19 protein-coding genes are annotated in these 18585 nt (G+C 63.4%); 12 read left to right on the forward strand and 7 right to left on the reverse strand.

Going from position 1 to position 18585, the window contains the following annotated elements:
* Positions 1–37: 37 nt before the first annotated feature.
* A complete protein-coding gene (locus AWB80_RS03950; RefSeq protein ID WP_061173537.1) occupies positions 38–337 on the reverse strand; it encodes a DUF4148 domain-containing protein in 300 nt (99 codons plus the stop codon).
* A gap of 100 nt (positions 338–437) precedes the next feature.
* On the reverse strand, positions 438–1265 hold the full coding sequence (locus AWB80_RS03955; protein WP_061173538.1) for a MetQ/NlpA family lipoprotein: 828 nt from the start codon (positions 1263–1265) through the stop codon (positions 438–440).
* 233 nt (positions 1266–1498) lie between these two features.
* On the opposite strand from AWB80_RS03955, the gene ssuD reads away from it, so the two are divergent.
* The 4 genes from ssuD (at position 1499) to AWB80_RS03975 (ending at position 5094) form a co-directional block, all read left to right on the forward strand.
* Positions 1499–2647 carry an FMNH2-dependent alkanesulfonate monooxygenase gene (gene ssuD, locus AWB80_RS03960; RefSeq protein ID WP_061173323.1) on the forward strand — a complete coding sequence of 383 codons (1149 nt, stop codon included), beginning with the start codon at positions 1499–1501 and terminating at the stop codon, positions 2645–2647.
* Positions 2644–3426, forward strand: a complete 783-nt coding sequence (gene ssuC / locus AWB80_RS03965; RefSeq protein WP_061173324.1) for an aliphatic sulfonate ABC transporter permease SsuC — start codon at positions 2644–2646, stop codon at positions 3424–3426. Before ssuD ends, ssuC begins: the two co-directional genes overlap by 4 nt.
* Positions 3423–4232 carry an ATP-binding cassette domain-containing protein gene (locus AWB80_RS03970; protein ID WP_244206385.1) on the forward strand — a complete coding sequence of 270 codons (810 nt, stop codon included), beginning with the start codon at positions 3423–3425 and terminating at the stop codon, positions 4230–4232. The genes ssuC and AWB80_RS03970 overlap by 4 nt, the downstream gene beginning before the upstream one ends.
* A 103-nt stretch (positions 4233–4335) precedes the next feature.
* A complete protein-coding gene (locus AWB80_RS03975; RefSeq protein WP_061173325.1) occupies positions 4336–5094 on the forward strand; it encodes an SDR family NAD(P)-dependent oxidoreductase in 759 nt (252 codons plus the stop codon).
* Between the two features lie 27 nt (positions 5095–5121).
* Here AWB80_RS03975 and AWB80_RS03980 read toward each other — a convergent pair whose 3' ends face one another.
* Positions 5122–5595, reverse strand: a complete 474-nt coding sequence (locus AWB80_RS03980; protein WP_061173326.1) for an Lrp/AsnC family transcriptional regulator — start codon at positions 5593–5595, stop codon at positions 5122–5124.
* A gap of 178 nt (positions 5596–5773) precedes the next feature.
* Here AWB80_RS03980 and AWB80_RS03985 point away from each other — a divergent pair, with 178 nt between their 5' ends.
* From AWB80_RS03985 to AWB80_RS03995, 3 genes are all read left to right on the forward strand, one after another.
* Entirely contained in the window at positions 5774–7147 is a 1374-nt protein-coding gene (locus AWB80_RS03985; protein ID WP_061173327.1) for an amino acid permease, read from the forward strand.
* Positions 7148–7158: 11 nt separating this feature from the next.
* On the forward strand, positions 7159–8364 hold the full coding sequence (locus AWB80_RS03990; RefSeq protein ID WP_061173328.1) for an amino acid aminotransferase: 1206 nt from the start codon (positions 7159–7161) through the stop codon (positions 8362–8364).
* Positions 8365–8438: 74 nt separating this feature from the next.
* Entirely contained in the window at positions 8439–9995 is a 1557-nt protein-coding gene (locus AWB80_RS03995) for a class I adenylate-forming enzyme family protein (protein ID WP_061173329.1), read from the forward strand.
* Position 9996: 1 nt separating this feature from the next.
* Here the strand turns inward: AWB80_RS03995 and AWB80_RS04000 are convergent, their stop codons facing one another.
* The 4 genes from AWB80_RS04000 to AWB80_RS04015 form a co-directional block, all read right to left on the reverse strand.
* Positions 9997–11202 carry a benzoate/H(+) symporter BenE family transporter gene (locus AWB80_RS04000; RefSeq protein ID WP_061173330.1) on the reverse strand — a complete coding sequence of 402 codons (1206 nt, stop codon included), beginning with the start codon at positions 11200–11202 and terminating at the stop codon, positions 9997–9999.
* Between the two features lie 3 nt (positions 11203–11205).
* Complete coding sequence (gene catC / locus AWB80_RS04005) at positions 11206–11484, reverse strand: muconolactone Delta-isomerase (RefSeq protein ID WP_061173331.1); 279 nt, start codon at positions 11482–11484, stop codon at positions 11206–11208.
* A 32-nt stretch (positions 11485–11516) separates the two neighbouring features.
* The gene (locus AWB80_RS04010; RefSeq protein WP_061173332.1) at positions 11517–12644 is read right to left on the reverse strand and encodes a muconate/chloromuconate family cycloisomerase; all 1128 of its coding nucleotides are present in this window, start codon (positions 12642–12644) and stop codon (positions 11517–11519) included.
* 105 nt (positions 12645–12749) lie between these two features.
* Positions 12750–13673: a LysR family transcriptional regulator gene (locus AWB80_RS04015; RefSeq protein ID WP_061173333.1), complete on the reverse strand. Its 924-nt coding sequence runs from the start codon at positions 13671–13673 to the stop codon at positions 12750–12752.
* A gap of 177 nt (positions 13674–13850) precedes the next feature.
* Here AWB80_RS04015 and catA point away from each other — a divergent pair, with 177 nt between their 5' ends.
* The 5 genes from catA (at position 13851) to benD (ending at position 18580) form a co-directional block, all read left to right on the forward strand.
* Positions 13851–14786, forward strand: coding sequence for a catechol 1,2-dioxygenase (gene catA, locus AWB80_RS04020; protein WP_061173334.1), 936 nt, complete (start codon positions 13851–13853; stop codon positions 14784–14786).
* A gap of 113 nt (positions 14787–14899) precedes the next feature.
* The gene (locus AWB80_RS04025) at positions 14900–16258 is read left to right on the forward strand and encodes a Rieske 2Fe-2S domain-containing protein (RefSeq protein WP_061173335.1); all 1359 of its coding nucleotides are present in this window, start codon (positions 14900–14902) and stop codon (positions 16256–16258) included.
* Positions 16255–16743, forward strand: a complete 489-nt coding sequence (benB, locus tag AWB80_RS04030) for a benzoate 1,2-dioxygenase small subunit (RefSeq protein WP_061173336.1) — start codon at positions 16255–16257, stop codon at positions 16741–16743. Before AWB80_RS04025 ends, benB begins: the two co-directional genes overlap by 4 nt.
* Before the next feature lie 35 nt (positions 16744–16778).
* The gene (gene benC, locus AWB80_RS04035; RefSeq protein ID WP_061173540.1) at positions 16779–17807 is read left to right on the forward strand and encodes a benzoate 1,2-dioxygenase electron transfer component BenC; all 1029 of its coding nucleotides are present in this window, start codon (positions 16779–16781) and stop codon (positions 17805–17807) included.
* Positions 17804–18580, forward strand: a complete 777-nt coding sequence (benD, locus tag AWB80_RS04040) for a benzoate diol dehydrogenase BenD (protein WP_061173337.1) — start codon at positions 17804–17806, stop codon at positions 18578–18580. Before benC ends, benD begins: the two co-directional genes overlap by 4 nt.
* The last annotated feature ends 5 nt before the right edge of the window (positions 18581–18585 follow it).

The following is an 18585-nucleotide window of genomic DNA, read 5'->3' on the forward strand; positions in this document are numbered from 1 at the left end:
GTCGCATGGGGCTGTCCATTGCGACGCGCTGTCTTCGCTACTTCGCGGGCGGCGGGTTAGCCGATGCCTGGCGGCTCACGGGCTGGTCGTGATGGTCCGTAGCAGGCGACTTCTCGCCACGATGGGTCGTTACCGCGTGAACTTCCTTGTTCCGCGCGATCATCGCGTCCGTGGGCGGATACTGGGTCTTGGTACTGGGCACGACTCCGTCGTGCTGAGCCTGTACCAGTTCCTGCTGGACCTGTTGGCGAGACTTCTGTGCCATGGCGGACTGTGAGACCAGACCGAACGATATGCCCGTTATCGCGAGCACGACTGCGCCTTTTGCTGCTCTCATTGCTGTTCTCCAGGTTTCGACCGCCAAGTGGCGCGTCATGAAGACAGTATGTGAGACGGGCAGTGCGTCAGCGTGACGCGAAAATGAGAAATGCGCAGCGTTACTTCTGCGGCGCGCCGTCCCATGCGGGCAGCGTCGCGCCGTGATAGACGCTCAGAATCGACGATGCCACATTGGCCTGCTGATAACTCTCCACCAGCGCCTTGACCCACGGCGCCTGCGCATCCTTCGCGTTCACCGCGATGAAGTTGCGATACGGATTGTTCGTCACCTTCTCCTGCGCGATGCGCTCCTGCGGAATCTTGATGCCGGCCTTGATCGCCCAGTCGGTATTGACGACGGCGGCGTCGAGGTCGCCGATCGCGCGGCCGACGATGCCCGCATCCAGTTCCTTGATCTGCACGTGCTTCGGGTTGCTCGCGATATCGCGCGCGGTAGGCAGGAGGCCGGCGTTCTCGCGCAGCTTGATCACGCCGATGGCCTGCAACAGCAGCAGCGCGCGGCCTTCGTTGCTCGGATCGTTCGGCACGCCGATAGCCGCGTTCTGCGGCAGCGCATCCACCGATTTCCACTTGCGCGAGTAGAGGCCGATCGGCTGCACGTAGGTGAAGCCCACGGGCACGATGTCATAGTGACGCGCCTGGATCTGCGCATCGAGATAGGGCTTGTGCTGGAACGAGTTGGCGTCGAGGTCGTGTTGCGCGAGCGCTTCGTTCGGCTGCGTGTAGTCGGAGAAGGTCGTGACCTTCACCGTGAGGCCGTGCTTCGCCGCATTGGCCGCCACGGCGCGCCACACGTCCTCGTCCTCGCCGGACATGATGCCCACCCGCACGGTCTGATTCGCCGCGAGCGACGGCTGCGCGCTCACGACGCCCCACGCGAACAGGATCGACAACAGAGTAGCTTTGAAGGGATGCTTGATATTCATGATGCGCACGCATGCTGATTGAGAGAAGCGTGATGCTAGGGGCGCGGCGCGTGCGCGCCAAATAATATCGGGCGCTATCGATATGCCTGAAAAGCATCGCAGAAAAAGTGCTTTGCATTGGCGCAAATGCTGCTATCGATAGCACGATTCGTCGTTTAGCCCGCAAAGCGCGCGTTGCTAACATCGGCAGTATCGGCATCGGCGACGATGCCTTCGACAAGGCAGATTCCGCAATGAATGTTTTCTGGTTCATCCCCACGCACGGCGACAGCCGCTATCTCGGCACGTCGCAAGGCGCGCGCGCCGCGAATTACGATTACTTCCGCCAGATCGCCGTGGCCGCCGACACGCTCGGCTATGAAGGCGTGCTGCTGCCCACGGGCCGTTCCTGCGAGGACGCGTGGGTGGTCGCCTCCAGCCTGATTCCCGCGACGAAGCGTCTGAAGTTCCTCGTCGCGATCCGGCCGGGCCTGAGTTCGCCGGGACTGTCGGCGCGCATGGCATCGACGTTCGACCGGCTGTCTAACGGGCGTCTGCTCATCAACGTCGTGACGGGCGGCGATCCGACCGAACTCGCCGGCGATGGCGTGTTCCACGATCACGACACGCGCTACGAAATCACCGACGAATTCCTCACGATCTGGCGCGGCCTGCTGGAACAGTCGCACGACAGCGGCGCCTTCGATTTCGACGGCAAGCATCTGCGATCGCAGGGCGGCAAGGTGTTATATCCGCCGGTGCAAAAGCAGCATCCGCCGCTGTGGTTCGGCGGTTCGTCGCCGGCGGCGCACGAGATCGCAACGAAGCATATCGACACATATCTGACGTGGGGCGAACCGCCCGAGGACGTCGCACGGAAATTGGCCGATATCCGCCGCCGCGCCGCCGACGCGGGCCGCTCGATCAAGTTCGGCATCCGCCTGCATGTGATCGTGCGCGAGACCGAACAAGAGGCGTGGGCGGACGCCGACAAGCTCATCAGCAAGCTCGACGATGAAACCATTCGCCGCGCGCAGGCGCAGTTCGCGAAGATGGATTCGGAAGGGCAGCGCCGCATGGCCGCGCTGCACGGCGGCCAGCGCGACAAGCTGGAGGTGTATCCGCATCTGTGGGCGGGTGTGGGGCTCGTGCGCGGTGGCGCGGGCACGGCGCTCGTCGGCAATCCGGAACAGGTCGCCGGCCTGATGAAGCAATATGCGGAGCTCGGTATCGAAACGTTCATCCTGTCTGGATATCCGCATCTGGAAGAGTCATATCGCTTCGCGGAACTGGTGTTCCCGCTGCTGCCGCGCCAACAGCGCGAGCAGATCAGCGGGCCGTTGTCGGGGCCGTTCGGTGAAGTCATCGGCACGTCGGAGTTGCCGAGGGTGTCGGCATCATGACGCTGAATTCCATTGCTCGCCGCGCGTTGCCGTGGCTCGTGCCGGTGCTGATCCTGATCGCATGGGAAAGCGCCGCGCGCACCGGCGGACTGTCATCGCGCGTGCTGCCCGAACCGCTCGCGGTCGTGAAGGCCGCGTGGGCGCTGATCGAGTCCGGCGATCTGTGGACGAACGTGAAGGTCAGCGCGGGGCGCGCACTCGCGGGCTTCGCGATGGGCGGCGGCATCGGCTTCGTGCTCGGTCTCGCGACCGGCCTCTTCAAGCCCGCCGAAGTCGCGCTCGACTCGACCGTGCAGATGATCCGCAACATTCCCGCGCTCGCGATGATTCCGTTGCTGATCCTGTGGTTCGGCATCGGCGAGGAAGCGAAGCTCGTGCTGGTCGCGCTGGGCGTGTTCTTTCCCGTCTACGTCAACACGTATCACGGCATTCGCTCGGTCGACCGCGACCTGATCGAGATGGCGAAGAGTTATGGCTTGTCGGGCTTCGCGCTGTATCGGCATGTGATCTTGCCGGGGGCGTTGCCGTCGATTCTCGTCGGCGTGCGCTTCGCGTTCGGGCTGATGTGGGTGATGCTGATCGTGGCCGAGACGATCTCCGCGCAATCGGGCATCGGCTATATGACGATGAACGCGCGCGAGTTCCTGCAAACCGATGTCGTGGTGGTCGGCATCCTGCTTTACGCGCTGCTCGGCAAGCTGGCCGACACGGCCGCCCGCTCGATCGAACGCGCGACCCTGCGCTGGCATCCCGCGTATCAAACGAAGGCGCAATCATGACCGTGATGAATTCGACGCTGAGCGGCACCGCCGACAGCTTTACGCAAAGCTTGCCGCGCACGCAGCCGCTCGCACGCGCGCCGCACGCGGGGCGCGACCTCGCCGTGTCGCTGCGCGGCGTGGAGAAGCGTTTCGGCGAGCGCACGGTGCTGGACCGGCTCGACTTTTCGATCGAGCGCGGCGGCTTCGTTTCGATCGTCGGGCGCAGCGGTTGCGGCAAGTCCACCTTGCTGCGGCTCATCGCCGGTCTCGACCAGCCGACGGGCGGTGTCCTTCAACGCCACGCACCGGCAACGGCAAGCGAGTTGCAGGTGCGCATCATGTTTCAGGACGCGCGGCTGTTGCCGTGGAAGAGCGTGCTCGACAACGTGATGATCGGCCTGCCGCGCAGCCAGCGCGACGAAGCCCGCGCGACGCTCGCCGAAGTGGGCCTCGCCGAGCGTGAGAAGGACTGGCCTTCGCGTCTGTCCGGTGGACAGCGGCAGCGCGTGGCGCTCGCGCGCGCGCTCGTGCATCGGCCGGATCTGCTGTTGCTCGATGAACCGCTCGGCGCGCTCGATGCATTGACGCGTATCGAGATGCAGGGTTTGATCGAGCGTCTGTGGCGCGAGCACAAGTTCACCGCGCTGCTCGTCACGCACGACGTGCAGGAAGCGGTGTCGCTCGGCGATCGCATCGTGCTGATCGACGCGGGGCGCATCACGCTCGATACCGCGGTGCCTTTGCAAAGGCCGCGCACACGCACTTCGCCGGGATTTGCCGAACTGGAAGAGCAGGTGTTGTCGCGCGTGCTTCAGCGCGGCTGAGCGTTCGGTTTTTCGCACAACCCGTGCGGATTGAAGCGGATTATCGACCAGCGTTTCGCTCGCTATCCTGTCGGCTGATCACAGGAGCGAAGGAGCGTGAATCATGTCCGCGAGAAAGATTGCGATCATCACCGGCGGCAGCCGGGGACTCGGTCGAAACACCGTACTTAGCCTGGCGCAACGAGGCGTCGACAGCATCGTCACCTATCACAGCAACCAGCAGGAAGCCGGGAAGGTCGCGGCGCTGGTCGAGGAAGCCGGCGGGCGCGCGAAGGCGCTGCAACTCGATGCCGGCAACACGCGCGGCTTCGATGCCTTCGCAAGCGACGTTCGCGCGACACTCGCCGACTGGGGCGACGACCGCTTCGATTTCCTCGTCAACAACGCGGGGACGTCGCATCACAACAGCATCGAGAAAACGACGGAAGCCGAGCTCGATGCGCTCTACGAAGTTCACTTCAAAGGCGTGTTCTTTCTCACGCAGAAACTGCTGCCGCTGCTTCGCGACGGCGGCCGCATCGTGAATATTTCCTCGGGTCTCACGCGCATCATCGTGCCGGAGAGCGCGCCTTACGGCTCGATGAAGGGCGCGGTCGAAGTGCTGACGAAATACATGGCGAAGGAACTCGCGCCGCGCAGGATCGCCGTCAACGTGGTCGCGCCCGGTGCGATCCAGACGGACTTCAGCGGCGGCATGGTGCGCGACAATCCGGAACTGAACCGGCGCATCGCCGATATGACCGCGCTCGGCCGCGCCGGCCTGCCCGATGACATCGGACCGATGATCGCGTCGTTGCTGTCCGAGGATAATCGCTGGGTCAATGCGCAGCGGATCGAAGTGTCGGGCGGCATGGCGATTTGAACGTTGCCGAAGTGAGCGCGGAGCGCGCTATGCGTCCAGCGGCACCGCGCTCACGCACTTGAGTTCATCGAGACACACGCTCGACTTCACGCCGCTCACGCCCGGTATGCGCATCAGCGTATCGAGCAGAAACTCCGACAGTCCTTTCAGATCGCGCGTGATTACCTTCAGCATGTAATCGATATCGCCGGTCACGGCGAAGCATTCCTGAATCTCGGCGAGCTTGCCGACGACACCCTTGAACTTCGCGAGGTCGCGCACGTGGCCGCGCTCCATCGTCACCTGAATGAAGGCGACGACGCCGAAGCCGAGCACCTGCGCGTCGAGCCGGGTCTCGTAGCCCTTGATCACGCCCATTTCCTCCAGCCGCCGATGACGCCGCAAGGTCTGCGCGGGCGACAGGTTGATCGCCTCCGCGAGTTCCAGATTGGAGATGCGCCCGCGGGACTGCAGAATCCCGAGCAAACGCAGGTCGATACGGTCGATCTCGATAGTCTGCAATTTTCTTTCTCCGATGTGCCCGATGAGGAAATCCAGACGCGCAAACTAGGGTTTGTCTGCGCATCTTAGGAAATCATATTGTGTCGCAACAAATTTACACTGATTCCCCTCAATCGAGCGGGGACGCCCGCAGTCCGAAGCGTCCGGAATCCACCGCAGCACATAAGGAGAGAGACACGTGGCACATGAGGGACAAGGCACGCTCAAGCGCGGCCTGAAGAACCGTCACATTCAGCTCATCGCGCTCGGCGGCGCGATCGGAACCGGGCTGTTTCTCGGCATCGCCCAGACGATCAAATCCGCAGGGCCTTCGGTGCTGCTCGGGTATGCGATCGCGGGCGTCGTCGCGTTTTTCATCATGCGGCAACTGGGCGAGATGGTCGTCGACGAGCCCGTCGCGGGCTCGTTCAGCCATTTCGCGGACAAGTACTGCGGCCAATATGCGGGCTTCCTGTCGGGCTGGAATTACTGGGTGCTCTACATCCTCGTGTCGATGGCCGAGCTTTCGGCCGTGGGCATCTACGTTCAATACTGGTGGCCGGGCATTCCGACGTGGGTGTCCGCGCTCGTCTGCTTCTGCCTGATCAACGCGATCAACCTGACGAGCGTGAAGTCGTACGGCGAACTGGAGTTCTGGTTCGCGATCGTCAAGGTGGTCGCGATCGTCGGCATGATCGGCTTCGGCGGCTATCTGCTCTTCTCGGGCAGTGCCGGACCGGAAGCGAGCGTGTCGAACCTCTGGCGTCATGGCGGCTTCTTCCCGAACGGCGTCTCGGGTCTCGTGATGGCGATGGCCGTCATCATGTTCTCGTTCGGCGGGCTCGAACTCGTGGGCATCACGGCGGCCGAAGCGGATGATCCGTCGCACACCATTCCGCGCGCGACCAATCAGGTGATCTATCGCATCCTGATTTTCTACGTGGGCGCGCTCGGCGTGCTGCTGTCGCTGTATCCGTGGCAGAACGTGGCGACCGGCGGCAGCCCGTTCGTGCTGATCTTCCACGCAATGAACAGCAACTTCGTCGCGCATGTGCTCAATGCGGTGGTGCTCACGGCGGCGCTCTCGGTCTATAACAGCGGCGTGTACTGCAACAGCCGCATGCTGTACGGCCTCGCGCAGCAGGGCAACGCGCCGCGCGCGCTGCTCAAGGTCAACAAGCGCGGCATTCCGCTCGTCGCGCTCGGCGTCTCCGCAATCGCGACGGCCGCGTGCGTGCTGATCAACTATCTGATGCCGGGCAAGGCGTTCGAGTTGCTGATGGGGCTGGTCGTGTCGGCGCTGATCATCAACTGGGCGATGATCAGCCTGATCCATCTGCAATTCCGCCGGGCAAAGGCGCGCGCCGGTGAGACGACCGTGTTCAAGAGCCTCGGTTATCCGCTCACCAACTATCTGTGCCTCGCGTTCCTCAGCGGCATTCTGGTGGTGATGTGCTTGATTCCCGATCTTCGCATGTCGGTCTATCTGATTCCGGTGTGGCTCGTGGTGCTGGGCGTGGGTTATGCCATTCGCAATCGTCGCCGCGCGAATGCGGCGTTGTCGCGCGTCTGAAGGAGACCGTCATGTTCGAACACATCGAAACCTATCCCGGCGATCCGATCCTCTCGCTGAACGAAGACTTCGCGAAGGACCCGCGCAGGAACAAGGTCAATCTCAGCATCGGCATCTATTTCGACGACGCCGGCCGTCTGCCGGTCATGCGCGCTGTTCGCGAGGCCGAGGCTAGCCTGCTGGAACAACCCGCCGCCAAACCGTATCTGCCGATGTCGGGGCTCGCCGCGTATCGCGATGCCGTGCAGTCGCTCGTATTCGGCGATCACTCTGTCGCCCGCGCAGAAGGCCGCATCGCGACCGTGCAGACGCTCGGCGGCTCGGGCGCGCTCAAGGTCGGCGCGGATTTCATCAAGCGCTATTTCCCCGGCTCGGAAGTCTGGGTCAGCGATCCGACGTGGGATAACCATCGTTTCATTTTCGAGCGCGCGGGCTTCACGGTCGGCACGTATCCGTACTACGACGAAGCGACCGGCGGCCTGAAGTTCGATGCGATGCTCTCGGCCATCCGCGATCTGCCCGCGAAAAGCGTCGTGCTGCTGCACGCGTGCTGCCACAACCCGACCGGCGTCGATCTGAACGACGCGCAATGGATGGAGTTGATCGACTTGATCAAGCGGCGTGACTTGTTGCCGTTCGTCGACATGGCTTATCAGGGCTTCGGCGCGGGCCTCGATGCGGACGCGTTCGCGATTCGCGAACTGGTGCGTCAGAACGTGCCGGCGTTCGTCGCCAATTCGTTCTCGAAGAATTTTTCGCTGTACGGCGAGCGCTGCGGAGCGTTGTCGGTGATCTGCGAGTCGGCGGAAGCGGCGGCGCGCGTGCTCGGGCAGATGACGAGCGCGGTGCGCGCGAACTACAGCAATCCGCCGACGCACGGGGCGAAGATCGTTACGCGCGTGCTGACGACGCCGGCGCTGCGGCAATCGTGGGAAGAGGAACTGGCGTCGATGTGCACGCGCATCGCACGCATGCGCGGAGAAATCCACGCACGCCTGCGCGGCAATGTGCCGGACGCGATGCTCGCGCGGTATCTCGAGCAGCGCGGCATGTTCACTTTCACAGGGCTTTCCGCCGGACAGGTCGATGTATTGCGCGAACGGCACGGGATTTATCTGATCCGCTCGGGCCGGATGTGTATAGCTGCGTTGAACGATCGTAACGTCGGGGTGACGGCGGGGGCGATTGGGGAAGTGTTGGCGATGGAGACTGTCTAGCGTCGCGCGGCCGCTCATTCTCAACTCATTCTGCGCAAGCACACTGCATCCATCGCTAAAGAGGGGATGCAGTCATGAAGACCTGTGAAAAAGCGGCCTTTCGGTCCTATGTCGATAGTTTGCTCGATCAACTCGACAAGCACGCCGATCGCGCCGTCCTCCGTTATCTCGACCAGGACGTAACAGGCGGCGCGCTACGCGCCTCGATCTACCGCTATGCCCGCGCACTCGCGTCGCTCGGCGTCACGCGCGGTGCGCTCGTCGCGATGTTCGCGCCGAACTGCCCCGACGCGCTCGCCATCCGTTACGCGACCAACCTGCTCGGCGCGGCAACGATGTTCCTGCCCGCGATCGCCTCCGCCGAACATCGCGCGGCCTTCGTGACCCGCATGCAGCCGACCCTGCTCGTCGCGTTCGCGCAGACCGAACATCTCGTGCCGCCGAATACTGGCGCGCGCCTCGCCTATATCGGCACGGGACCGGCGCGCTTGCGTCTGGATCTGCGCGCGCGCGTGCAGCACGATCTCCCGGTCGAGAGCCGCGCCCGCCCCGACGACCTCGCGATGGTCGTCTCCTCGGGTGGCTCGACCGGCCTGCCGAAGGCGAGCCGTCGAAGCTTCGCGGCCTGGTCCGCGATGGTGAGCGCGCCGAGTCCGGCGGATCGTCGCCAGCTCGTCAATGGCGCGCTCGCCTATCTGTCGCAAGTGCTGGTCGACAACACGCTGCTGGGCGGCGGCGCCGTCGTGCTGAAGCCGCACTACGATCCAGCCGACACGCTTGCGACGATCGAAGCCGAACGCATCACCGACCTGCTACTCGTCGAACCGCAACTCTTCGAAACGATGGATCATCCGGACGTCGACCGGCGCGATTTGTCGTCGCTGCGCTCGATCGCGCATATCGGCGGATCGGCGCCCGCGATCCTGCGGCAGCGCGCGATCGCGCGGCTCGGCCCGGTGCTCACGCACATGTACGGCGCGAGCGAAGCGGGCCTCGTGAGCGTGCTGACGCCTTCCGACTTTCTCACCGATCCGGCCTTGCTGAACAGCGCGGGGCGCATCAGGCCCGGCGTCGACGTGCGCATTCGACGCGCCGACGGCACCTTCGCGCGCGGCGGCCAGCATGGTGCGATCGAAGTGCGCTCGGCGGCGGTGGCGCAGGGCTATTACCGGCAGCCGATCGAATCCGCGCAGAAGTTTCGCGATGGCTGGTGCCTGACCGGCGATATCGGTTTCATCGACGAAAAGCTCCATCTGCATATGCTCGGACGCGCGGCCGATGTCGCGGAGATCGATGGCGTCGTCATCGGTCCGGCGCAGCTCGAAACGCCGCTGTGCGCGCTGGCCGAGGTGCGCTATGCGCGCGCCGTCGCGGCGACGGATGCGGCAGGCGATTACAGATGGAACGTGGTGGTCGTGCCGTGGAAAGGCAGGCGGATCGACATCGCGCGTTGCGTGCGCGCACTCGAATCGGCGTGCGGCGTGAAGGTCGCGCAGGCCGTACGGATGGCCGCCGTGCCACGCGTGCCGCTCACCGAGCAGGGCAAGGTGGACCGCGCCGCGATCGGCCGCATGTGCCGGAACTTGGCGATTCGGCGTGTCGAGAAGGAAGACGCGGCGTGCAGCGCGTAGCTCAGCCCTTGTGCTGCGCGCGCCCGAGCACCAGATGCGCCACGGTCCCGAGCACGATGCCCCAGAACGCCGAGCCGAGCCCGAGAAAGCTCATGTTCGAAGCCGTCGCGATGAAGGTGATGAACGACGCCTCGCGATGCGCCTCGTCCTGCACCAGTCCGACGATGTTGGCCGCGATCGCGCCCAGCAACGCGAGCCCGGCCAGCACCGCGACGAACGCATTCGGCAGCGCGGCGAACAGCATCACGACGGTCCCGGCGAAGCATCCGCCCGCCAGATAGAAGAGTCCGTTCGCGATGCCGGCGACATAGCGGCGTTGCGGATCGCGATGCGCGTCGGGCCCGGTGCACAGCGCCGCAGTGATCGCCGCGATGACGATGGTGATGCCGCCCGAGAACGCGACCAGCATCGACGCGAGACTCGTCGTCATGAGGACGGGGCGCGTCGGCGTCTGATAGCCGGACGCGCGCAGAATCGCGAAGCCCGGCAGGAACTGTCCCGTCAGACTGACGATGACGAGCGGCACCGCAAGACTCACGGTCGATTGCCACGTCCAGGTGGGCATCGTGAAGACGGGACGCGTGAGGTGCAGGCTGACCGATTCGAAATGCGTCAGACCCAGCCCGACGGCAAGCGCGCCACCGAACGCCAGCACCAGAATGAGACAGTAGCGCGGCGCCCATCGGCGGAACACGAGGAAGCTCGCGAGCATTCCCAGAGCGAGCCACGGCGTGAGCGCCACCGCCTTGAATACGTTGACGCCGAACTGAAACAGGATGCCCGCCATCATCGCGCAGGCAATGCCTTTCGGGATGCGCTTGACGATCTGATCGAACCAGCCGGACACGCCGAGCGCGAAGATGCATGCGCCCGCGACGATATACGCGCCGATCGCCTCGCTCACCGGCATGCCGGGAAACAGCGTGACGAGCAAGGCCGTTCCGGGCGCGGACCACGCCGTGATGATCGGCTGCTTCAGCCACCAGCTCAGCGCGATGCCCGAGACCGCCGCGCCCATCGAGATCGACCAGACCCACGAGGCGATCACGTCGTTGCCGACATGCGCCGTGTGCGCGGCCTGAAAGAAGATCGCGAGCGGTCCCGCATACGAAATGATGACGGCGAGCAGCCCGGCGCTCACCGCCGACACGGACCAGCCTGCTTTCGGCGCGGCCGGTATGGAAGCCGGTTCCGTGTCGCGCTTCATGCTTCAGCGAATCGACGACGGATGGCGCGCGAGCGCGGTCACCTGCATCGTCATGTACGGGAACAGCGGCAGCGCCGAGAGCAGGGTATGCAGTTCGTCATGCGAATCCACATCGAACACGCTGTAGTTCGCATACTCGCCCACGATGCGATGCAACTGCTGCCATTTGCCCTGCCGTTGCAGCTCCTGCGAATATTCCTTCTCGCGGGCCTTGATTTCATCGGCCTTCGCGGACGGCATGTCGTGCGGCAGATGCACGTCCATTCTGACGAGATAAAGCATGGTGTTCCTCGCTCAAGTTTGAGTAGTTGCGTTCAGATGTTCTTGTCGCGCTGGTAGAACGCGAGCTTGTCCTCGTCGATCTGCAGGCCGAGACCCGGTCCCGCCGGCAGATGAAGATCGAAGTCACGATACTGCGGGCGCGCCGTGACGATGTCGTCTTTCAGCAAAAGCGGGCCGAACAGCTCCGTGCCCCATGTGAGTTGCGGAAGCGCGGCGAAGCCGTGAGCCGACGCGATCGACCCGATGCTGCCTTCGAGCATCGTGCCGCCATAGAGCGACACGCCCGCCGCATCGGCGATGGCGGCGGTGCGCATCATGCCGTAGATGCCGCCGGACTTCGCGATCTTCAGCGCGAACACGTCGGCGCAGGCGTGGCGCACGAGTTCGAGCGCGTCTTCCGGGCCAGTGACCGCTTCGTCGGCCATGATCGGCACGATGAAACGCGCCGCGAGCCGCGCGAGCGCACCGCGCTGTTCGCGCGGAGTCGGTTGCTCGATCAGGTCGATGCCCGCCGCCTGCAACGCTTCGATGCCGAGTGCGGCGTCGGCTTCGTTCCAGGCCTGATTCACGTCCACGGTGACTTTCGCGCGGTCACCGAGCGCGGCCTTGATCTGCGATACATGCGCGACGTCGTCGCGCACGCTGCGGCGGCCGATCTTCAGCTTGAAGGTATGGTGGCGGCGCTCGGCCAGCAGCATCTCGGCTTCTTCGATATCGCGTTGCGTGTCGCCGCTCGCGAGCGTCCAGAGCACGGGAAGCGTCTTGCGCACCGCGCCGCCGAGCAGTTCGCACACTGGCACGCCGAGGCGCTTGCCTTGCGCGTCGAGCAGCGCTGTTTCCATCGCGCACTTGGCGAAACGGTTGCCGCGCGCGATCTTGTTCAGCCGGAGCATCGCGGCATTGATATTGGTCGCATCCTGTCCGACGAGCGCAGGCGCGAGATACGTATCGATGGTCAGCTTGATGCCTTCGGGACTTTCATCGCCGTAAGACAAGCCGCCGATCGTCGTGGCTTCGCCTATGCCCTCGATGCCGTCGCTCGTGCGCAGGCGGACAATGACGAGAGTTTGTTGCTGCATCGTCGCCATCGCGAGTTGATGCGCACGGATGGTCGGAAGGTCGACCAGGATCGCTTCGACGGAGGTGATTTGGGCGTTCATACCTGAAATGTCGGGATGGATGGGTTGCTGAAGTATTGCGCGCCCGTTTGCCGCGTGTCCAACACCGTTGACGTCTAGTGTCATACCCCCGAGGTATGGCGCGCGTCATTGCCCCCGATCGGTGCGCGGCGTATAGGGAATCCGTTCCTCCTCGTACAGCCGGTAGATCAGTTCGAGCATCTCCTTGATGTCGCGCGACTCGTCGAGCGCGCGCATGCTCATGATGATGGGGGAAACCAGTGTCGGGTCGTCGAGTTCCTTGTAGCTGACGTCGTCGCGCTTGAGGCCGTAGACGCTGCTCGGCACAATGGAAATGCCTTCGCCCGCCGCGACGAGCCCCAGCGCGATCTGCAATTCGCGCACTTCGTAAATCTTGCGCGGCGCGAGCGCGCGGTCCTGAAACGCCGACAGCACCTGATCGGCATAGCTCGGGCGCGGCGCTTTCGGGAAGATGATCAACGTTTCATTGATCAGATCGCGCAACGCGAGCACAGGCTTCGCAAGCGACAGCGGATGCCCGACCGGCAGCGCGACGATCATCTGCTCTTCGCGCAGAATCACCCGGCGGATGTTCGCATCCTCATGACGAATGCGGCCGAAACCCACGTCGATGCGGCCATCCTTGAGCGCGCGAATCTGATCCATCGTCGACATCTCGTGGAGACTCAGCTCGACGGTGGCGTTCTCGTCGCGAAAACGCCGGATGATCTTCGGGAGCATTCCATATAAGGTCGAACCCACGAAACCGACCGAAAGACTGCGCTCGATATTGCCCACGCGCCGCGTCATGGATTCCAGCTCGGCGGTCTGCGCGAGCAGCTGCACCGCGTGCGAATAGAAGAACTTGCCCGTCTCCGTCAGCTTGAGCGGGCGCGAGTTGCGCTCGAACAATTGCACGCCGAGCGTCTCTTCGAGTTGCTGTATTTGCCGGCTCAACGGCGGTTGGGCAATGTGAAGTCGCTGCGCTGCGCGCGTGAAATTGCGTTCTTCGGCTACCGCTACGAAATAGCGGAGATGTCGCAACTCCATCTCAATACCTCCTGGATATAGCCCAATACTAAATCAGTGTTGGACTGGGCTTCTTTGCGTCCATTATCCTGCCTTCACGCTCTGTTTCAACACCCGACTATACCTTCCGAGCATATCTCTACCGGTGCTGAAGCAAGGGTTAACCCCACCAAAAAATTGCGAGATTCAGGAGCAGACATGAGCATCAAAGTGTTCGATACGAAGGAAGTCCAGGACCTGTTGAAGGCGGCTGCCAATCTCGGAGGTCAGGAAGGCAGTGCTCGTACCAAACAGATTACGCATCGCCTGCTGGGCGACCTGTTCAAGGCTATCGACGACCTCGACATGACGCCCGATGAAATCTGGGCCGGTGTGACCTACTTCAACAAGCTCGGCCAGGACGGTGAAGCCGCGCTGCTCGCCGCCGGCCTCGGTCTGGAGAAATTTCTCGACATCCGCATGGACGCCGAAGACCGCGAGGCGGACATTCACGGCGGCACGCCGCGCACCATCGAAGGCCCGCTGTATGTCGCCGGTGCGACGGTGCGCGACGGTGTATCGAAGATCGACGTCAATCCCGACGAAGACGCCGGCCCGCTCATCATCCGCGGCACGGTTACGGGCCCGGACGGCAAGCCGGTCGCGAATGCCGTGATCGAATGCTGGCACGCCAACTCGAAGGGCTTCTATTCGCACTTCGACCCGACCGGTGCGCAAAGCGATTTCAACCTGCGCGGCGCGGTCAAGACCGGCGCCGACGGCAAGTACGAATTCCGCACGCTCATGCCGGTGGGTTACGGCTGCCCGCCGCATGGCGCGACGCAGCAGTTGCTGAACACGCTCGCCCGCCACGGCAACCGTCCGGCACACGTGCACTTCTTCGCGACCAGCGAGAACCATCGCAAGCTGACGACGCAGATCAACATCGAAGGCGATCCGCTGATCTGGGATGACTTCGCCTACGCGACCCGCGAAGAGCTGGTGCCGCATGTCGTCGAAAAGACCGGCGGCAGCGCGCTCGGACTGAAGGACGATGCGTACAAGGAAATCGAGTTCGACATCCAGTTGACGCCGCTGGTCCAGGGCAAGGATAACCAGCTGGTTCATCGCCCGCGCGTGGCCGTCGCGGCGTAATCAAGCGAAAAGCCCGAAGCGGCGGCAACCCTGTCGCCGCCTGAATCTCCGCACCAATCATTCGACACCGATGCAGGCGCTCCGTGAATGGAGCGCGCATAGGGAGAGCACACATGTCCGCCATCACCGACAAAGCCAGTCAGCTCGACGAACTGCTGCAAACGGCAGTTCAGGACGACAAGGAAAGCGGCGTATTCCGCTGCCGCCGCGATATCTTCACCAATGCCGATCTGTACGAACTCGAGATGAAGCATATCTTCGAGAGCAACTGGGTCTATCTCGCGCACGAAAGCCAGATTCCCAACAACAACGATTACTACACGACGTGGATCGGCCGCCAGCCGGTGGTCGTGACGCGCGACAAGACCGGCGAACTGCACGCGGTCATCAATGCCTGTGCGCACAAGGGCGCGATGCTGTGCCGCCGCAAGCATGGCAACAAAGGCAGCTTCACGTGCCCGTTCCACGGCTGGACGTTCTCGAACACCGGCAAGCTGCTGAAGGTGAAGGACGAGAAGACCACCGAATACCCGATTCAATTCAATACGCACGGTTCGCATGATCTGCGTAAGGTGCCGCGCTTCCAGAGCTATCGCGGTTTCCTGTTCGGCAGCCTGAACGCCGATTCGATGCCGCTCGAAGAGTATCTCGGCGAGACGAAGGTCATCATCGATCAGATCGTGGATCAGGCGCCGGACGGCCTCGAAGTGTTGCGCGGCAATTCCTCGTACATCTACGACGGCAACTGGAAGATGCAGATGGAAAACGGCTGCGACGGCTATCACGTCAGCACCGTGCACTGGAATTACGCCGCAACGATGGGCCGCCGCAAGGTCGAAGGCACCAAGGCGGTCGATGCGAACAGCTGGAGCAAGTCGGTCGCGGGCGTGTATGGCTTCGACCACGGCCACATCCTCCTGTGGACCAAGACGATGAACCCGGAAGTGCGCCCGGTGTATGAGCATCGTGAAGAGATCAAGGCGCGCGTGGGCGACGTGCAGGCGGACTTCATCGTCAACCAGACGCGCAATCTGTGCCTCTATCCGAACGTGTTCCTGATGGACCAGTTCAGCACGCAGATTCGCGTGGTGCGGCCGCTCGGCGTCGACAAGACCGAAGTCAGCATCTTCTGCTTCGCTCCAAAGGGCGAGAGCGCCGAGAACCGCGCCACGCGCATCCGTCAGTACGAAGACTTCTTCAACGTGACGGGCATGGGCACCAGCGACGACCTCGAGGAGTTCCGCGCGTGCCAGTCGGGTTATGCCGGCATCACGGCAATGTGGAACGACCTGTCGCGCGGCGCGCCGCTGTGGGTTCACGGTCCGGACGAGAACGCAACGAACATGGGTCTCAAGCCGCTCATCTCGGGCGAGCGCAGCGAAGACGAAGGTCTCTTCGTCGTGCAGCATGAATACTGGGTGAACGTGATGCGCGACGCCCTGAAGAAGGAACAAGGGGAGGCACTGGCATGAGCTTCGACTACCACAAAATCTGCGCGACGCTGTATCGCGAAGCGCGCCTGCTCGATGACCGTCAGTGGGACGAGTGGCTGGGCTGCTATGCGGAAGACGTCACCTACTGGATGCCCGCGTGGGATGACGACGATCAGCTCACCGAGGATCACGAAAGCCAGATCTCGTTGATGTACTACCCGGATCGCGGCGGCCTGGAAGATCGCGTGTTCCGCATCAAGACCGAGCGCAGCGGCGCGTCGATGCCCGAACCGCGCACGAGCCACAACGTCACGAACGTGGAAGTGCTGGCCGAGCGCGACAATGAAATCGACGTGCGCTACAACTTCGACACGCTCAATCACCGCTACAAGATCACCGATCACTTCTTCGGCACGATGTTCGTGACGCTGCGAAAGGTCGGCGACATTCTGGTGATTTCGCGCAAGAAGATTGTGCTGAAGAACGACTATATCCGTCAGGTGCTCGACGTCTACCACGTCTGATGCGCCCGGTGATGAGACAGGAAGTAGGAGGCAACATGTCCAGCTATAACATTGCACTGAATTTCGAAGACGGCGTGACGCGCTTTGTCGAATGCAAGGCGGGCGAGAAGGTTCTCGACGCCGCCTTTCGCGCCAAGATCAACCTGCCGATGGATTGCTCCGACGGCGTGTGCGGCACCTGCAAGTGCCGCGCCGAAAGCGGCAGCTACGATCTCGGCGAGGACTACATCGAAGACGCGCTCTCCGACGACGAAAAGGAAGGCGGCCTCGTGCTCACGTGCCAGATGGTGCCGCAAAGCGACTGCGTGATCGCGGTCCCGGCTTCGTCCACGGCATGCAAGACGGCGCAAAGCAAATTCGCCGCGAAGGTCACGAAGGTGGCCCCGCACAACGACGCCGCCGTCGTGCTCGAACTGGACGTGGACGCCGCCACTTCGGCGCCGGTGTTCCTGCCGGGCCAGTACGTGAATATCGACGTGCCCGGCAGCGGTCAGCATCGCTCGTATTCGTTCTCGTCCGCACCGGGCGAAACGAAGATCAGCTTCCTCATCAAGAAGATTCCCGGCGGCGTGATGAGCACGTGGCTCGAGTCCGCAGAGACGGGCAGCGCGGTGGAACTGACCGGGCCGCTCGGCAGTTTCTATCTGCGCGCGGTCGAGCGGCCGTTGCTGTTCCTCGCGGGCGGCACGGGCCTCGCGCCGTTCCTGTCGATGCTGGAAGTGCTCGCGCGCGCGAACTCGCAACAGAAGATTCACCTGATCTATGGCGTGACCCGCGATCTCGATCTCGTGCAGGTCGAAGCGATCGAAGCGTACTCGGCGAAGCTGCCGAACTTCACGTTCAGCACGGTCGTCGCCGATGCCGATTCGGATCATCCGCGCAAGGGTTGGGTCACGCAGCACATGCCGGCGGAATCGCTGAACGACGGCGATGTCGATGTGTACCTCTGCGGCCCGCCGCCGATGGTCGATGCGGTGCGCAAGCACTTCGACGACAACGGCGTGAAGCCCAACAGCTTCCACTACGAGAAGTTCACCCCCAACGCCGCGCCGGTGACCGCATGAGCACACAACGGTTTGCCGGCAAGGTGATGGTCGTGACCGGCGCGGCGCAGGGCATCGGGCGCGGCGTGGCGTTGCGCGCGGCCGCCGAGGGCGCGCGGGTGCTGCTCGTCGATCGCGCCGATTTCGTGGCGGAAGTCGCCGCCGAAGCGAAGAGCGCGGATACCGCCGGTTTCGTCGCGGATCTGGAGACGTATGAAGGCGCGGCAGCGGCGATGGCTTTTGCGGCGCGCACGTTCGGCGGCATCGATATTCTCGTGAACGGCGTCGGCGGCGCGATCCGCATGCGTCCCTATGCGGAGTTCGAGCCAGCGCAGATCGACGCGGAGATTCGCCGTTCGCTGATGCCCACGCTCTACGCATGTCATGCGGTGTTGCCGCATTTGCTCGAACGTGGACGTGGAACCATCGTGAACGTGTCGTCGAACGCGACGCGCGGTATCCGGCGCGTGCCGTATTCGGCCGCGAAAGGCGGCGTCAACGCGATGACGCAGGCATTGGCGATGGAATACGGTGAACGCAATATCCGCGTGGTCGCCGCCGCGCCGGGCGGAACCGAAGCGCCGCCACGACGCGTCCCGCGCAACGCCGCCGGCGATAGCGAGCAGGAAAAACTCTGGATGAACGAAGCGGTAAAGCAGGTCACCGAATCGACCTACTTCAAACGTTACGGCACCCTCGACGAACAGATTGCGCCGATCCTGTTCCTCGCTTCCGATGACGCAAGCTATATCACCGGCGCGGTGTTGCCCGTCGCCGGCGGCGATAACGGCTGATGCCG

This window comes from Caballeronia pedi (assembly GCF_001544915.2).
In the GTDB taxonomy this organism is placed as follows: domain Bacteria; phylum Pseudomonadota; class Gammaproteobacteria; order Burkholderiales; family Burkholderiaceae; genus Caballeronia; species Caballeronia pedi.

Excerpts from the sequence above, each read along its gene's own strand:
- AWB80_RS03995 (WP_061173329.1), top strand. The coding sequence starts at position 8,439 with ATGAAGACCTGTGAAAAAGCGGCCTTTCGGTCCTATGTCGATAGTTTG.
- AWB80_RS03975 (WP_061173325.1), top strand. The coding sequence starts at position 4,336 with ATGTCCGCGAGAAAGATTGCGATCATCACCGGCGGCAGCCGGGGACTC.
- AWB80_RS04010 (WP_061173332.1), bottom strand. The coding sequence starts at position 12,644 with ATGAACGCCCAAATCACCTCCGTCGAAGCGATCCTGGTCGACCTTCCG.
- benC (WP_061173540.1), top strand. The coding sequence starts at position 16,779 with ATGTCCAGCTATAACATTGCACTGAATTTCGAAGACGGCGTGACGCGC.
- benD (WP_061173337.1), top strand. The coding sequence starts at position 17,804 with ATGAGCACACAACGGTTTGCCGGCAAGGTGATGGTCGTGACCGGCGCG.
- AWB80_RS03990 (WP_061173328.1), top strand. The coding sequence starts at position 7,159 with ATGTTCGAACACATCGAAACCTATCCCGGCGATCCGATCCTCTCGCTG.
- AWB80_RS04025 (WP_061173335.1), top strand. The coding sequence starts at position 14,900 with ATGTCCGCCATCACCGACAAAGCCAGTCAGCTCGACGAACTGCTGCAA.
- AWB80_RS03955 (WP_061173538.1), bottom strand. The coding sequence starts at position 1,265 with ATGAATATCAAGCATCCCTTCAAAGCTACTCTGTTGTCGATCCTGTTC.
- catC (WP_061173331.1), bottom strand. The coding sequence starts at position 11,484 with ATGCTTTATCTCGTCAGAATGGACGTGCATCTGCCGCACGACATGCCG.
- AWB80_RS04000 (WP_061173330.1), bottom strand. The coding sequence starts at position 11,202 with ATGAAGCGCGACACGGAACCGGCTTCCATACCGGCCGCGCCGAAAGCA.
- benB (WP_061173336.1), top strand. The coding sequence starts at position 16,255 with ATGAGCTTCGACTACCACAAAATCTGCGCGACGCTGTATCGCGAAGCG.
- catA (WP_061173334.1), top strand. The coding sequence starts at position 13,851 with ATGAGCATCAAAGTGTTCGATACGAAGGAAGTCCAGGACCTGTTGAAG.
- AWB80_RS03970 (WP_244206385.1), top strand. The coding sequence starts at position 3,423 with ATGACCGTGATGAATTCGACGCTGAGCGGCACCGCCGACAGCTTTACG.
- AWB80_RS03950 (WP_061173537.1), bottom strand. The coding sequence starts at position 337 with ATGAGAGCAGCAAAAGGCGCAGTCGTGCTCGCGATAACGGGCATATCG.
- ssuD (WP_061173323.1), top strand. The coding sequence starts at position 1,499 with ATGAATGTTTTCTGGTTCATCCCCACGCACGGCGACAGCCGCTATCTC.
- AWB80_RS04015 (WP_061173333.1), bottom strand. The coding sequence starts at position 13,673 with ATGGAGTTGCGACATCTCCGCTATTTCGTAGCGGTAGCCGAAGAACGC.
- ssuC (WP_061173324.1), top strand. The coding sequence starts at position 2,644 with ATGACGCTGAATTCCATTGCTCGCCGCGCGTTGCCGTGGCTCGTGCCG.